This window comes from Cryobacterium sp. Hz7 (genome assembly GCF_004402815.1).
GTDB lineage: Bacteria > Actinomycetota > Actinomycetes > Actinomycetales > Microbacteriaceae > Cryobacterium > Cryobacterium sandaracinum.
The window spans coordinates 1-15,445 of the sequence record NZ_SOFB01000038.1 but is presented as its reverse complement, the minus strand read 5'-3'; the positions used below and the strand labels follow the sequence as shown (position 1 = coordinate 15,445).

Below are 15,445 nucleotides of genomic sequence, written 5' to 3'. Positions count from 1 at the left end.
CTCGGCGGCGGCAGCGGCGCGGCTCGGCGTCGGCTCGGCGGCGGCAGCGGCGGCAGCGGCGCGGCACCGGCACCGGCACCGGCACCGGCACCGAGCATAATCGCCTCGGAACACTCCAATCCGCGGACCTTCAGCGCCCACGGTCATTGGGCACACTCATCTGGCCGGGGAGGGGTCAGTTGGTGAGGGACTAATTGAGGATGAAGAACTGGTCCGCGATCTCGACCCGGGAACCACGCGGCACCAGATAGCGCCGGCCGGGTTCGCAGCGCACCGCCACCGCATCCGGGCGACGGATGATGGTGCCATTGCCCGAGTACCGGTCACTGACCCAGAACTCGCCATCGTACTGGCCGAACTCGAGGTGGCTCTTCGACACCGAACGGCCGAGGTCGTTGATCTGCACCAGGATGTCGACGCGTTCGGTCGGCTGGGGGAGCGGCCGGCGACCGATCAGGCCGGTGCCGAGGGCCGAGATCGTCTCCCCCGTGCTGAACTGGAGCACGAACAGGGACGCGGTAGGGGCGGGGGCGGGTTCCGGAGCCTGGAGCGGCACTGGGGCGGGAGCCTCGACCGGAGCCGACACAACCGGCACCGACACAACCGGCACCACGACCGGCACCGACACGACCGGCACCGAGATCACGGAGCGCCGACGGAGCGGCAGGATGACCGTTGTGTCGCTGGGCCGCGGGTCCGGTCGCTTCCGGGTTAGCGGGGTGGCCGTGCTCGAGCTGCCGCATTCGCCGCAGAACATGGCGCCGACGGGAAGCTGCGCACCGCAGATCAGACAGTTCATGGGCGGGCTCCTCCCGGTGCAGGGCCGCTCCCGCTCGGGGCAGTTCGGCGAACGGATGCCCCTCCAGCGTACCGACCCAGCGAACGCAACGACACGAGGGCCCGAAGCCGGTCGGTGCGCCTGCTCCCCGCGTTGAGCGAGCGACGCAGGTCGGTGACCGCGGTCCACACGTCCTCGGCGGCGGCATTGCCCGGCCGTTCCGGGGAGAACACGGCACGGTCAACGGCGACGGCCAGTGTCAGAGGTTCCGCTCCCGGCACCAGCGCGGCCACTTCCGTGCGGGTGGCCCCCACCGGAACATCGATGCCATGGTCCACGGCGGCGTCGGTGAATTCTCGCCAGCCGCCCCGAATCCGGTCGAGCGGTGTGGACCGGGTGCGGCGCAGTTGCCGCCTGCGTGCTTTGGCCAGGGCGATCAGCAGGAGGGGCGAGATCAGTACGCCGAGACCGAGGAGCGTCCAGGCGGCGATGGTCGCCGCGGCGAGCAGGAAGACCAGCAGCGGGTTGAGCGGTTCCGGCGGGTCGTCGCTGGTGCTCTCCGGCGGGGCTGGCTCGCGCAGTTCCACCGGGTCGGGGAGGGCCGGGGGCACAACCGACTGCGGCCGGGAAACAACCGACGGGTCATCGGGGGCCCGAGCCGGGATGTCCCGCACGGCCGGGTTCGGATCGATCGTGGCCCAGCCCTCGGTAGAGGAAACCTCAATCCACGCCGAGATGTCGGAACCGACGACGGGGACCGCCTCGGCCCCGGAGGCGGCCTCGGCGCCGGCGGCCGCCTGCGGCACGAAGCCGATGACGACCCGGGCCGGGAAGCCGAGCCGGCGCGCCATCAGGGCCGCGGCCACGGCGTACTGCTCGGCGTCGCCAAGCATGGGCTGGTCGGTGAACAGCTCGCTGATGCGGTCGGCGCCGTGCCCGGACCGGCTCGCCGGTTCGTCCGGAAGGATGCCGTGGCTGATGTAACCATCCGTTTTCAGGCCGTCGAGCATGGCCTGCAGCTGCACACCGGGCGGGTCGCCGGCTTGCACGTAGCGGGCGAGCGTCTGTTCGACCTCGTCCGGCAGAACAGCGGGCGCAGGCAGCACGGCGCTGCCGGGTCGCAGGTCGGCCAGGCTGTCCGGTGACCGCGGGATGACGCCCACGCTCTGGTAACCATCGCCCCGGACCAGCCCGGTGAGCACCGCGGCCGTGCCGCTGTTGTCGTTGTAATAGAAGGAGTCGGAGCGCAGGATCCGGGTGGGGCCGTTGAACGTGATGCGTTCGAGCTGGCCGGCGCCGGGCACCCAGACGCCGGTGTAGCCCTCGACGGTCACCGTGAGGGTGGCCGGGTCGCCGTCGACCAGGGACTGGTCGAGACGGTCCGGCAGCCGGGTGAAGGAGCCGGACGCGCTGCTGACCTGGTCGCTGCCGACCGAGTAGACGATCCCGTCGTAGCTGTCCAGGGTGGCCAAGCGGAGGCGGCCGCCGCTCGGGAGGCCGGTCACCTCGAGAAGCACCGCATCCGCCCGCCCGGCCTGCAGGTAACCGCGGAATTCGCTCAGCGGGCTCGGGTAGTCCCGAGGGTCGAACGGCTGCTGCACCCGAGCGCGCAGCACGTCGCGCGGCACGTCGGCCGGCAGCACGACCGCGGCCCCGGTTCCCGCGGCGATCGCCACCGCCACGATCACGGCTGCGCTGACCAGCCCGCGGGCCGCCGCGAGCCGCCGGTCGGACGACGACGCCGTGCTGCGGCGGGATTGCTGCAGGGCGAGCCGCACGCCGGAACGGCGGCGCATCCAGCGAAACCAGAGCAGCCAGAACAAGAGCACGACAAAGAGGCCGAGACCGGTTCCGATCGGCATGGTCGCGACCGTCGGGCCCAGCACGATGCCGCTGACGAACAGGATGGCGGGGGCCAGTGTGCCGAGCTCGCCGACCGGGGCGCGGAGGGCGACCGACAGACCGATCACGGTGCTGAGCAGCACCAGAATGAAGGCGGGCACGAGCAGCGCCTGATAGGAACCGACCGGAAGCACGATGGTGACGAGCTGTTTCCAGCTCAGCGCGGTCGCGGCGAGCAGGTCGAGCAGGCCGTCCGGGGTGGGCAGGATGCCGCGCACCGCCCGACCAGGAACGGCCAGTGGCACCCCGGCGAGTAGGTAGACCCCCACGGTGGAAAGCGCCACCAGCCAGGTGCCCCAGCGGAACAGCGCCCCCAGTATGGCGACGACGGTACCCAGCACGAAGGTGACGCCGACCAGCACGATGAACTCGCGGCTCTGATAGACCGGCCAGAGCGAGGCGCTCGCGATCAGGGTCGCCAGGAGCAGCCCGACGGTGTTGCCGACGATGAAGCGCCAGTCCAGACGGATGCCGCGGACCGCCATCCCGCCTCGGCGCGCGCCGCCCCTCCTCACCCACCGCGCGCTCATGCCGCCTTCGTTCGGGCGAGACTGTGCTGCAGGTCGTCGAGGTAGCCGATGGTGAGCACGCTCAACTCGGCCACGCGGCGGAGGCTGGGGACGGTCTCCGGGGCGCAGATCACGGCGACCACGTCGACGCCGGCCGGAAAACGGCTGGCGGCCGTGCGCACCTGCGTGAGGGTGGTGGCCGACCCGCACACCAGGAAGGCCACCGAGATGCCGGCCACGGTGTCCGCTGCGGCCCTGGCCAGCTCGCTGACCGGCAGGGCGGCCAAGGAGCGTTCCACGCCGCTGAGATCGTCGAGCAGCCGGGTGCGGGTGAGGGTGCTCAGCGGACGGAGTCCCGGCATCCGTCGTCGGCTGGAGTCCGGCGGCACCGCACTGGCGACAACGGAGACCGTGCGCGCGTCGCGGATGGCCCGCACCCCCAGGCTGCCGGCGACGCTGACGGCCATCTCGAATTCGTCCTCGCCGGCATAGTCGGACTGCGCCAGGCTGAGAGCGACCATGAGGTGGCTGCGGCGGGATTCCTCGAACTGGCGCACCATGTAGCGGCCGGTCTTCGCGGTGCTCTTCCAGTGGATGGTGCGCCGCTCATCCCCGGGCACGTATTCGCGCAGCGCGTGGAACGAGACGTCGCTGTTGGTCAGGTCACGGGTGGGATTGCCCTCAAGGTCGCGGATGAAGCCCGTGCTCATGCTCGGGATCGAGACCGTGCGCGGGTGCACGAACAGCGAGACCTGTTCGGCCCAGACGATCTCCCGGCGCAGTAGCCCGATCGGGTCGGCGCGCGCCGTCCGCACCGGACCGATCGGAATCACGCCGCGTCTGCGGGTCGGCACGATGAAGACGTCCGAAAAGTCCTCACCGCGGGCGAGGCTCGGCATCGAGAATTCGGCCAGCCCGGAGCCGACCGGCACCTCGACGCCCACGCCCGGCAGCCTCCGGCGGGTCGGGTTCAGCACGCTCACCTGGCCGGGCACCCGCTCCCCCACGACCACCCGCTCCACGGGCAGGTGCAGGTGGATCTCGAACGCGTTCCGACCGATCAGGAAACAGGATGCCGCCACCAGGAGCACGAGCCCGGCCCAGCCGATCACGATCAGCTCGGTCCAGCCCAGCGCATAGCCGAACAGGAACGAGACCCCCACGACCGCCAGGACGGCCCAGCCGAGCGGGGTGACCACGGACAAGACCGCACGCAGGGCGCCAGCGACACGAGCACCGCATTCCCGCCCGAACCGGACTCCCGCCGCGGCGAAGTCGGCCAGCCGGCCGTCACCGGAGACTGCGACCGGCAGAGTAGCGGGCGGCGCGGGCGCGAGCAGCGCAGGCGCGGTAGCTGTGCCTGCGCCCGGACCCGGCACGATCTGCGTCACGCAGCCTGCCTGTCGCTGGGCGGCGGAGTCTCGATCAGCACCCGGGCGATCACACTGGAGGCGGTGACACCGTCGAATTCGGCTTCGGGGTCGAGCACGAGCCGGTGCCCGAGCACGGCGTGAGCCAGCTCCTTGATGTCATCGGGCACCACGTAGTGGCGGCCGTTCGCGGCGGCGAGGGTCTTCGCGGTGCGGATCAGCGCGAGCGCCCCGCGCACGCTGACGCCCAGACGTACCTCGGAGCTCGTGCGGGTGCCGTCGATCAGTCGCGCCACGTAATCGTTGATGGTGGCGTCGACGTAGACGGTGCGGGCCAGGGCGGCCAGTTCGACGACGGTCGCCGCGGACACCACCGGAGGCACGGTCACCTCGTGCGCGCGCTGCCCGGCACCTTCGAGGATGCGAATGGTCGAGGCGTGGTCCGGGTAGCCGATGGAGGCCTTCATGATGAATCGGTCCAACTGCGCCTCGGGTAGCCGGTATGTGCCGGCCTGCTCGATCGGGTTCTGGGTGGCGATCACCATGAACGGGGCCGCCACCGGGTGGGTGACGCCGTCGGCGGTGATCTGACCCTCCTCCATCACCTCGAGCAGCGCGGCCTGGGTCTTCGGGCTGGCCCGGTTGATCTCGTCGGCCAGAACGATGTTGGCGAAGACCGGCCCGCGGTGGAATTCGAACGCCCCGCTGCGCTGGTCGTAGATGCTCACCCCGGTGATGTCGCCCGGCAGCAGGTCGGGGGTGAACTGCACCCGGTTGCTGGTACCGCGCACGCTCTGTGCGATGGCGCGCGCGAGCGAGGTCTTGCCGGTGCCGGGCACATCCTCGAGCAGCAGGTGTCCGCCGCTGAGAAGCGCGGTGAACGACATCCGGATGACGTGGTGCTTGCCCAGCAGCACCTGCTCGACCCCGGTCACCAGTCGGTCGAAAACGTCGGCGAACTGGGCCGCCTGCTCCGCGGTCATCGTCATGGGGTGATCACTTTCGTTGGTTCACGGCGCATAGGTATAGGTCTGATTATTCACGGTCACCGCCAGAAGCACGGCACCGGCCGGCGGGGGCGGCGCGCCGGTGCCGAACCTGCAGGTGTTCGGGGAGTCGGCATCCCGCGGGGTCACCGTGGCGTCGCCGGGCACCGAGCAGCTGTAGGCGGCGGGAAGGCCGTTGTTCTGAGGCCCATTGGTCCAGCTGATGACTCCGGTGGCCGGGTCGTAGGCAAGCCCGGTCACGGTGAAGCTGACGGAGGCCTCGGGCGCGGTCAGCGTGCCCGACCACGGCCCGCACGAGCCCCAGTCGGTACAGGCCGAAACCTGATAACGCACGATCTCACCGAACGGGAGACTCAGAAGTTCGCGCGGCCAGCCGGCCCCGCCGAAGACGTTCTCGGATCTCGGAACGACCCCGCCGGAGCCGTCGACCGCGCGCAGCCGGTAGTCCCGGATGCCCGCACTCGGGTTGATCCCGTCGACGCGCAGATCCCAAGCATCGCCCCGCGCCGCCATGGTGCTCTGCACATCGGTGACAGGTCCGGGCGCCGGGCGCACGAGAACACTCGCCACCGCCGTCGGGGCGCAGCCGGCCTTGTTGTACCCCCAGACGGCGAAGTAGTAGCGGCCGTTGTCCGCGAGGAGGCTATCGAACACGGTGCTGGTCGCGTCACCGCCGAGCGCCTTCTGCTGGGCGACGATGCCGCCCTCTGTCGGTGGCTGAAGCTCCCCCGACGCGGACACCGTGCACGCCTGCGCACCCGTCGGAACCTGATCTTCGCGCAGCCGCTGCACGAAGTAGCCGCCGATGAGGGCGCCGCGGCCGTCGAACCCGTCCCACGTCACGGTCACCGCTCCGTCGGCGTCGGCCGCGCTGGCCGTGATCGCGCCGGCGCGGGCCGGGCCGAACGGCGTCGCACTCCCCGCCGCGCTGTTCCAACCGGCCAGGGCCGGGTAGGCGTCGTTGCGGGCGCTGACCGTAAAGGGAGTGTTCACGCCGTTGACGAGGCCCATCACGTCGACGGAGCAGGTTCCCGCCGCGCAACTCGATCCGGAAGCGCTGACCTCCTCCTGGACGGCGCCGTTCCGGGTCACCACATAGCCGCGAATCGCCGTCCCGCCGCCCACCGGGGCAACGGTGTTCCAGCGCAGGCGCAGCCCGCCGTCGAGCGGCTCCGCAACCAGGCCGGTCGGCGCGGTCGGCACCGAGTCGGACCAGACCCGATCGGACAGCACGGTCGCCTCGGACAGCCCGATCCCGTTCTGCGCGGCGACCGACACTCGCAGAGCATTGCCCTGGCCGTTGCCGGGCGTCGCGACCTGGCAGGAGGTCGCTGAGCAGAGCGAGGTGGACAGCACGGCCCGCGACGCGGCGTCGAGGAGGGAAATCTGATACCCGGTGATCGCTGAGTTGTTGAAGGCCCCGGCGTTGAACGAGAAGGACAGGCCCCGATCGAAGAAGCCGGTGACGCGCAGGCTGGACACCGGGTCAGGTTTGTCCTGCACCGAGATGCGCACGGTGCCCCAGGCGTAGCGGGCAGGGTCGTTCGTCGCGTCGGCCACCTGGTACTGCAGGGTCAGGTCGGTCGGCGCGGCGTCCGAGGCCACCCGGACCGACAGCCGGCTTCGGTCCGTGCTGGGCGTGATGCTCACCCCGGCCGGAACGGCGCCGCCGTCCAGGCCGCGCACCGCGAGCACGCGCAGCGGCACGGACGGGAAAGGATTGGTGGCGCCGTCGTTCGCGAGCACATCGACGACGGTCGTGCGACCGCGGGGAGCGACCGCGGCATCCGTCACGGGGATGGCGACGGGTCGCATTGACGCGACCACGCGCAGGTCGACCCGGCCGGCTCGACCCTCCTGAACGCCGTCGCGCACGCCGATCGTGATCGTGCTCCGCGCGCCCTTCGGGGTGGATTCCGTGGCGCGCAGGGTGAGCGTCTGCCCGTCGAGCGCATAGCTGAAACCGGTCGGAAGCGGGTCGAGCACGGTGTACGCCAGCTCAGGTTGGTCGTTCGGATACGGGTAACTGGTGAGTCGGGTCAGGTCGATGACCTTCTCCTGGTCGGGCTCGAACTCGAGCACCGCTCCATTGAAACCGGGCGGCTGATTCTCGCGGGGCGTGACCTCGATGGGCAGCACGATGGTCGCCGTGCGCCCATCCGGGTCTTCAGGCCCCGAACCGTCGGTGACCTCGAACGAAATGGACGCCGGCCCGAAGTATTTGTCGGTGCTCGCGAACGCGAGGCCGGTGTCGTTCCGGGCCAGGGCGGCCCCGTCCGAATGCGTCGCCCGCACGAGGCTGCGGTCGGTGAGGCGCACCTTTTTTCCGCCGACCGCGACGACATAGTCGTTGATGTCGATGGAGAGCAGCGCCTCGCTCTGCACGGTCAGCGGCGGGGCACCGCGGCGCACCTGGGGTAGGGCGTCGTCGGTCCCGGGAACCCAGATGAACGCGTAGGACACGATGCTCGCGTCCTCCGGGTGCGTCACCGCGAACGGGATGATCTGGCTGGTCGAGCCCACCGTGACCCGGATGCGCCGGGCCGGCGTCACCTCGGCGATTCCCGAGAAACGCTCGGGCACCGTCAGAGCCAATGCGGTGGCCGGCCCTTCCGCGAAGAAGACGTTGGCCAGCACGTCGACGTCGACGGTCCGGGCCTCGAGCACGTCGGACAGCGGCACGTGAGTGTCGCGTGCATCCGGACGCGAGCGCGGGGCGTCCTCGCGGACCACGACCGTGAGGAAGGTGGAACTCGTTCCGCCCCGCACGTTCTGGATTTCATAGATGAAGCCATAGCGGCCCGGTGTCACGGGTGAGGTCACGGCCACGGTGTCGCCGTCGACGACGGCGGTGCCCGAGTCGGCCTGGCTGCTCGCCTGGCCGCTCGCCTCCACGCCGGTGATGCTCAGGGTGCCGCCGTCGGGGTCGGAGTCGTTGCCGAGCACCCGCACGGCAATCGTGCTGCCGGGGCGCACCACGACTTCGTCCGGAGTGGCGACCGGGTTGCGGGCGCCGTCGAGGCGCGGGCTGATCCCCACCCGAACGGTGCCGACGGCCCGGGCCCCGAGCGCGTCGACCACCGAGTAACTGAACGTGTCCGTGCCGGCCGAGTACTCCCCAGCCGTGTAGTCGAGCGAGTCCACGCCTGTGACCGTGACCGACCCCTTCTCCGGACTGGTCTCCTGGCCGACCAGTTGCACGGAGTCGCCGTCGGGGTCGATGCCGGACAGCGGGATCGGGATGCTCACCGTGTCCCCGGCGAGCACACGGGCCGTCACGGTTTTCGGCACGGGGGCGCTGTTCGAGGTGGGATCGGCTTCCCGCACCGCGATGCTGACCTCGGCGTTCGCGAACTGGCCGTCCGGGGCGTTCACTCGGTAGACGGCGGTGACGTTGCCGGCCGTGTCTGGCGCCAGGAACCGCAGCACCCGGCCCGAGACGAAGAGCAGACCGCCGCCAGCGGGCAGTTCGGTCGCGAGCTCCGGCGCCAGGGTGAGGGTGTCGCCCTCGGGATGCTCGTCATTCGCGAGCACGGGGATGTCGATGGCGTCGCCGACGCGCACGGAGATCGAGTCCGGCACGGCGATCGGGGCCTGCTTTTGGGCCGGCGGCGGGATCTCGATCACGGTCACCGTGCCCGCGGCGTCGGCGAGGCCGTTGCTGACCCGGTAGCCGAACACGGCCGTACCGCCCTCGAGGGGTTTGGTCAGGGTCACGCGCAGGATGCGCTGGTCGAGGATCTCGATTCGAAGCCCGCTGTCGGCGGGGACATCCGTGATGCCCGTCACCAGGAGTACCCCACCGGCCGGATCGGAGTCCGTGGCGAGCACGTCCACGAGGGTGGCCTGCTGGCCGCGGATGAATGCGGTGTGCGGCACGGTGACGGGGGCGCTGCTGGCGTCGGGCGCGGCCGTCACGTTCACGCGGATGCGGCCGGTGGCGGTGAGTTCGCCATCCGTCACCGCGTACTCGATCTCGTGCACCCCCACCACGCTGCTCTGCAACCGGAAGGTGCCGGCGTCGAAGTCCGCAGTGATGTTCACCTCGGGTTTGGCCGGCACGCTGCTCAGGCGCAGCGGCGCCGATCCACCGCGCACATGCTCCAGCGGCGACACGGTCACCTCGCTGCCGGCGGTCGCAAGCACCACGAACGCCTCGGCGACGATGGGCACCGAGCCGCTCGGCCGCACCATCACCGAGAGCGCGCCGGCCCCGCCGGCACGGCCGTCGGAGACGGTGAGGCCCACCGTTTTCGCGCCCCCGCCCGCGCCGGCATCCGTGTAGACGACGGACCCGGCCGGCGTGAAGCTGACCTGGTCCGGTGCGGGCGCGGTCGCCGCCGCCAGATAGAACGGGTCGCCGTCCGGGTCGACCCAGTCGCCCAGCACCGCCGTGGTCACCCGTCCATTGGCGCGCACCGTGGTGTTCGTCGTGCGGGCCTGCACGGGTGCGGCGTTCTCCTCGGGGGAGCGCACCGCGACCGTGACCGTCGCCGAGGCGCTCCCGCCGCGCCCGTCGTCGATGATGTAGTCGAAGCTCAGTGATCCGGATGCCTCCGGCGTGAGGGTCAGCTGCACCTGCTGAGTGTCCGCCACGAGCTCGAGCCGCCCGGCCGACTCGGGCACGGGGGTGAGCGCCGAGATCACCAGCACGTCGCCGTTGGGGTCGAAGTCGTTGAGCAGCACGGGCAGGGTGACGGTGCGTCCCGGCCGGCCGCCGAAAGCGTCATCGACAGCGACGGGTGGCACCTGGGACTTCTCGAACTCCGGCGGGGTGTCGTCAGCCGCCTGCTCGACCTGCTGCTGATCGGGGTCGGTGTCGATCAGTTCGGCCCAGTTGTCGATCAGTTCGTTGCCCTGCTGCACGGCCCAGGTCGTGCCGTTGCGGGCGTCGTTCAGCACGAGTCCGGTTCCGTTCCGGCGGAAGGCCAGCCGGGCGTCCCCGGCGACGCCGGACAGGGTGGCGGTGGCGCCGTCGCTTCCGGTGCCGCCCTCCGCGCCGGCCGCCGCGCAGTCGCGCCAGACGGTGCCGTCCGACCAAGCGGCATGGGCGCAGTAGGCGTCCTGTACGGGCGCGGCGGCGTCCCCGCTCCGGCCGGTGACGAGCGGAGTCAGGCGTCCGCCGGCACGGGGCACCGCAATGAGCCCCTCACGGTGGGCGATGAGAACGCGGTCGCCCGTCACGCTCGGCTCCGACAGGACGGGCTCATCCCCGGAACGGATGCTCCCGGACAGGTCTTCAACCCCCTCCGCCTGGAACAGTCGCCGGCTCGAGGCGTTGAGCAGCGCCCACCGGCCGTCGACGCTGGTCAGCTGGTAGCGGTCATCCGTTTCGCCGGCCGTGAGCGTGACCGTGCTGGTAATGGTGTCCGCGGTGAGCAGGTCGACCTGGGAGAGTTCCCCCGTCGCCGGCGTGAAGGCGAACAGCACGCCGGCCTCGTCGAGGCTGACCACGGAGCCGGCGCCGAAGGCCAGCGTCGGCTCGGTGGTGCTGTCGAACTCGGACAGCTGGCTCGCGGCCACGCTCCAGACGTCGCCGTTCGCGGTGACCACCGCCCGGTCGCCGGCCAAGAAGACCGAAGCAGCGTCCGGCGGCAGGGCCACGCTGTCGGCCACCTCCGCGGTCGCGGGGTCGAGGATGTCGAGGGCGCTGTTGCCACGGTCCAGCACCAGCACGGTGGCGCCCCGTTGCACCACGTCGAGGCTGGTGCTTCCGGCGCTGACCACCGTGTTCAGTTCGAAGACGGCCGTATTCGCTCGCCCGACGACCTGGCGCGCCTCGTTACTCACCCAGACGGCCGCGTCTCCGAGGTCGAGGCGCTGCGCGGTGTATCCACCGGAGGCGATGGCCACGGTGGCAATGACGGCCACGACCACGGTGCCGCTGAGCGCGGTGGCGAAGAGCGAGCGGTGGCGGGCGAGCCAGCGACGGATCACCCGGCGCCGCCGGACGCGCCCGGAAGGCCGGTGTCGACGCATTTTTCCCCGCTCGGAGCGCCGAGCTTGCCGTCCCGGTTGACCGTGACGGTCACACAGACCCGAGATTGTCCCTGCGGGTCGACCCGGAATTCCGTTCCCCGCTGGATGCTGCTCTGACCGCTGCGCAGGGTCACCACGAAGGTGTCGCCGTCCCGGACCCCGGGGTCGGCCCAGCTGAACACGATGGTTCCAGAGCGGAGCGCGCCATCCACATCACTGACCAGAGGGATGTCGGTGCCGGCCTGGGTCACCAGCACGGTCGCCGCCGTGGTCGCGAGTCCCACGATGATCACCGCCGCAGACACGAGTCCCCATACCGTGAGCGTGCGCCTCCGCTTCTTGGGCCGGGTGGTCACAGTGTCCCCCTGCGGGCCGGTGGTCAGCTGCCCTGTACTCAGCAGTGCCGAGGTCGCCGAGCGCGCGCCGAGGCCGGTTGGCGACGCCTTCCGGCGGCGGCGGCCGGCGTAGGCGTCGACTGAGTTGATGCCCGTGATCCGGGTCCGGTCCTCCTGGTCGGCGGGGGCAGCGGCGGCCCAGCCGTCCTGCTCCACCTCGAGGGGCGTCTGCGCGAGACCGAGTTCGGCCTCCACCGATTGAAGCTCTCGGATGAGTTCCAGCACGCTCGGCTGCCGCAGTTCCGGCCGCCGCGACATCGAGCGATTCAGGATGGCGCCGAGCCGGGCCGGCACGTCGGCGCGGTCGAGCGGCGGCACGCGGGCCTTGTTGATGCGAGCCATCATCTGGGCCGAACCGTTCTCGGTACCGGCCACTTCGAACGGGGACATACCGGCCAGGAGCGAGTAGAGGGTGGCGCCGAGCGACCACACCTCCGAGGCGACCGACCCGGAGATCTCGCCGAGCAGCACCTCAGGGGCCGACCACGGAATGGAGAGCCCGATGGCATCGCTCCTCTCGGCCTCGCCGAGGGTGGCAGCGATCCCGAAGTCCGACAGCACCGGGTGCCCATACGCGGTGACCAGGATGTTGGACGGCTTCAGGTCCCGGTGGAGCACCCCGGACCGGTGCGCGGTCTCGACGGCGCTCGCTATCTTCACACCGATCCGCAGGGTATCCGGCACCGAGAGCGGTTCAAAGCGGTAGCGCTGGCTGAGGGTCGAGGAGCAGTACTCCATGACGAGATACGGTCGTCCGTCCGCGGAGACGCTCGCCTGGAAAACCGTGAGAATCGACGGATGCGAGCTCAGCTGGGCCATCAGGTTGGCCTCGGCCTGGAATAGCTGGCGCACGTGATCGTTGACGATCTCGGACAAGAGTACCTTGACCGCGACCTGGCGCCTGGGCATGTTCTGCTCGTAGAGGAACACGTCGGCGAAACCGCCGGATCCGAGCGGACGGAGATAGGAGAATCCCGGCAGGTTCGGCGGCGTGGAGGGTAAGCGCCGTGCCATGTCGCCTCCCGGTGTCATCATCAGTGCGGGTCGTGCGTGAGTAGGCGCATATCGACCGGGTGACTCGACAGGCGCTCCCTAATTTTAGGTGTCTCGCTGCCGGACGGGCGGTAGAAAGCTACCCCAACTCTGGGGGTACGACATCGCCGACGGTGATCACGTCGAGCACGATCACCGTGACGTTGTCGCGGCCGCCGTTGTCGAGCGCGGCTTCCAAGAGAGCCCTGGCCGCGTCATCCGCCCGCGGGTTGGAGATCAAGAAATGACGGATGCCGTACGCCGTCAGCTCCTTGGTCAGGCCGTCGGAGCAGATCAGGAGCCGCATCCCGGCCTGCAGGGGGCGGATGCGATAGTCGGGCACGGGCGGTTCGTGGAAGCCCACGGCGCGGGTGACGATGTTGCCGTGCGGGTGCACATCCGCTTCGTCCCTGGTGATCCGGCCCGCGTCCACGAGTTCCTGGACCACGGAGTGGTCGGTGGTGACCTGCTCCAGCACGCCGGAGGTGAGCTGGTACACCCGGGAGTCGCCGATGTTGAACACGATCCACTGCGGCTCGCCGGAGACGACGGCCAGCGCGGCGCCCGTCACGGTCGTTCCGGTGCCAAGGTCGGTCACACCCTCGCCCGAGGCCATGTCGACGACGGAACGGCTGAGCGCGTCGTTGATCGCCTCCGCTTCGACGTGGTCCGTTCCGGCGAGCTCGGCCAGCCGGGTCACGACGGCGGCGCTGGCGACGTCGCCGGCGGAGTGACCGCCCATGCCGTCGGCGACCGCGAAGACGGGAATTTCGGCGACGAGGCTGTCTTCGTTGATCTGGCGGCGGTGCCCGGTGTCGGTGATCGCCGCCCAGGCCAGCGTCACGGTTTTCTGCACCGATGGAAGTACGACGATGGAACCGGTTGAGCCTTGACCAATCTGGGTCACGGTTGTGCCTTCCGAAATTGCCGTGCGATTACTGACCGGGCGTGTTGCCGGCTGCGGGGAGGATCTCGATGATATTACCGTCCCCTAAGTGCACCGTCGTACCGGGCAGCACTGCGAGCGATTGGCCGGAATGGAGCCGTTGCCTGCGCCCGCGTGGCGGAGCCACCACGGTGCCGTTCGTGGAACCGAGGTCGGTGACGACGACAGAGCCGCCCTCCTGTCGTATTTCCACGTGGGTTCCGGAGACGGCGGAGGTGGGCGAGGCAACCTCGATCAGCCGCACCGGCGCGGTGGCACTGATGCGCGGCGCTCGCGGTCGGCGACCGAGCCGGCAGGGAAGGTCCAGCGGGATCTCCTCCCCGTTCGGCAGCCGGAACGCAAAGCGAGCCTCGGCGGCCCGGGCCCGGGCCCGTGCGCCGGCCGCAGGCCCGGGCTGCCCGGGCGCCCGGACGTCGGAGATCAGGGTGTCGGCCCCGGCCGGGCGGGCGAGAACGGTGTCGGCGTCCGCCGCGCGGCCCGCGGCGCCGGAGCGCACGATCGTGGCATCGTCGGCAGGTGAGTCGTCAGTCAGCGCAGCGTCGGCCTGCGCTGCGTCGGCCTGCGCAGCGTCGGCCTGCGCTGCCTCGGATTGGCTGTGCTCTGCCAACGACCAGAACAGGGTGTTCGCGAACACGGATCCGAGCCCGAATGGTCGGCCGGAGTCGAGGGCGCGCGAGGAGGCCACGGGTCGCCCGGTGGAACCCACCGTGAGACCGGTCACGGCCCGGAAGTCGGCCAGCAGCCAGGGGCGAATGCTGGCGTCCGAGAACCGGCGCGACCCACCGACCGAGTACACGTCGACCGCGACTTCGCCGCGAAGGACCACGGAGACGGGGATGCCGTCCTCGTCCGTGGGAGCGCGCTGAATGATCACCGCAAAATGCTCGACGGCGTGCTCGCCACCGAGTGGCAACAGGGCGACGAGCTCTTCGGCTTCGACGTGGGGTGCCGTCACCAGCGCGGCCAGGGTCAGGGTGATGCCCGACGGGGTGCCGGCGGGCAGGGCGGCGATGAAGCCGCGCCCCACGACGAAGGTCCAGGCGGCTTCGGTGCCGAGACCGGTTTCGTATCCGACGCGCCCCACGGGTATGGTGCCTTTCCGTTACGTTGACGATCAATATTCGGACGCCGATTCAGTGGCCGATCAGGTCGGTGGCCGATGTATGACATGGCGTGCGTGATTTGCGCGTAGTCCTCGAGCTCGAACATCGACAGGTCTTTACCGTAGCCGGAGTGCGTGAGTCCGCCGTGCGGCATCTCCGCGACGAGGCCATTGCTCTCGCCGCCGACACAATCGAGCAGTGGGCCGCGGCGCGGGATGAACGTCCGTTCCGGCCACCGCGTCGATCCGAACCGAGCCGAGGATCAACTCCGTCCCGAACGAATTCGACGGAGATTCTGGCTCCCCTGCTGTATCCGTGGGTGTTTCGGAGCGCCTTAACGGCCGCACGCCGCTTCCTGTCTAGGTTTCTGACTGTCTAGGAACAGAAACTCAAGGGGCAGGAATACGGCGTGCGGTCTCTAACT

The 15,445-nt window shown here is 70.3% G+C and carries 8 protein-coding genes; all 8 read right to left on the bottom strand.

All coding sequences use genetic code 11. From position 1 onward, the window contains the following. Positions 1-190: 190 nt before the first annotated feature. The 8 genes from E3N86_RS08525 to E3N86_RS08490 all read right to left on the bottom strand — a co-directional run bounded on the left by E3N86_RS08525 (position 191) and on the right by E3N86_RS08490 (position 15,002). Complete coding sequence (locus E3N86_RS08525) at positions 191-799, bottom strand: FHA domain-containing protein (protein ID WP_134511757.1); 609 nt, start codon at positions 797-799, stop codon at positions 191-193. Then, entirely contained in the window at positions 796-3,210 is a 2,415-nt protein-coding gene (locus E3N86_RS08520) for a transglutaminase-like domain-containing protein (RefSeq protein WP_241985996.1), read from the bottom strand. The genes E3N86_RS08525 and E3N86_RS08520 overlap by 4 nt, the downstream gene beginning before the upstream one ends. Beyond that, positions 3,207-4,580, bottom strand: a complete 1,374-nt coding sequence (locus E3N86_RS08515) for a DUF58 domain-containing protein (RefSeq protein WP_241985995.1) — start codon at positions 4,578-4,580, stop codon at positions 3,207-3,209. The genes E3N86_RS08520 and E3N86_RS08515 overlap by 4 nt, the downstream gene beginning before the upstream one ends. Next, entirely contained in the window at positions 4,577-5,548 is a 972-nt protein-coding gene (locus E3N86_RS08510; protein WP_104099631.1) for a MoxR family ATPase, read from the bottom strand. The genes E3N86_RS08515 and E3N86_RS08510 overlap by 4 nt, the downstream gene beginning before the upstream one ends. A 21-nt stretch (positions 5,549-5,569) precedes the next feature. Beyond that, positions 5,570-11,503 carry an Ig-like domain-containing protein gene (locus tag E3N86_RS08505; protein ID WP_134511756.1) on the bottom strand — a complete coding sequence of 1,978 codons (5,934 nt, stop codon included), beginning with the start codon at positions 11,501-11,503 and terminating at the stop codon, positions 5,570-5,572. Then, the gene (locus E3N86_RS08500; RefSeq protein WP_134511755.1) at positions 11,500-12,954 is read right to left on the bottom strand and encodes a serine/threonine-protein kinase; all 1,455 of its coding nucleotides are present in this window, start codon (positions 12,952-12,954) and stop codon (positions 11,500-11,502) included. The genes E3N86_RS08505 and E3N86_RS08500 overlap by 4 nt, the downstream gene beginning before the upstream one ends. A gap of 118 nt (positions 12,955-13,072) precedes the next feature. Beyond that, positions 13,073-13,879 (bottom strand): PP2C family serine/threonine-protein phosphatase, encoded by an 807-nt coding sequence (locus tag E3N86_RS08495; RefSeq protein ID WP_104099634.1) that lies wholly within the window; start codon positions 13,877-13,879, stop codon positions 13,073-13,075. Between the two features lie 28 nt (positions 13,880-13,907). Continuing rightward, positions 13,908-15,002 carry an FHA domain-containing protein gene (locus E3N86_RS08490; RefSeq protein WP_166785054.1) on the bottom strand — a complete coding sequence of 365 codons (1,095 nt, stop codon included), beginning with the start codon at positions 15,000-15,002 and terminating at the stop codon, positions 13,908-13,910. Positions 15,003-15,445: the final 443 nt, after the last annotated feature.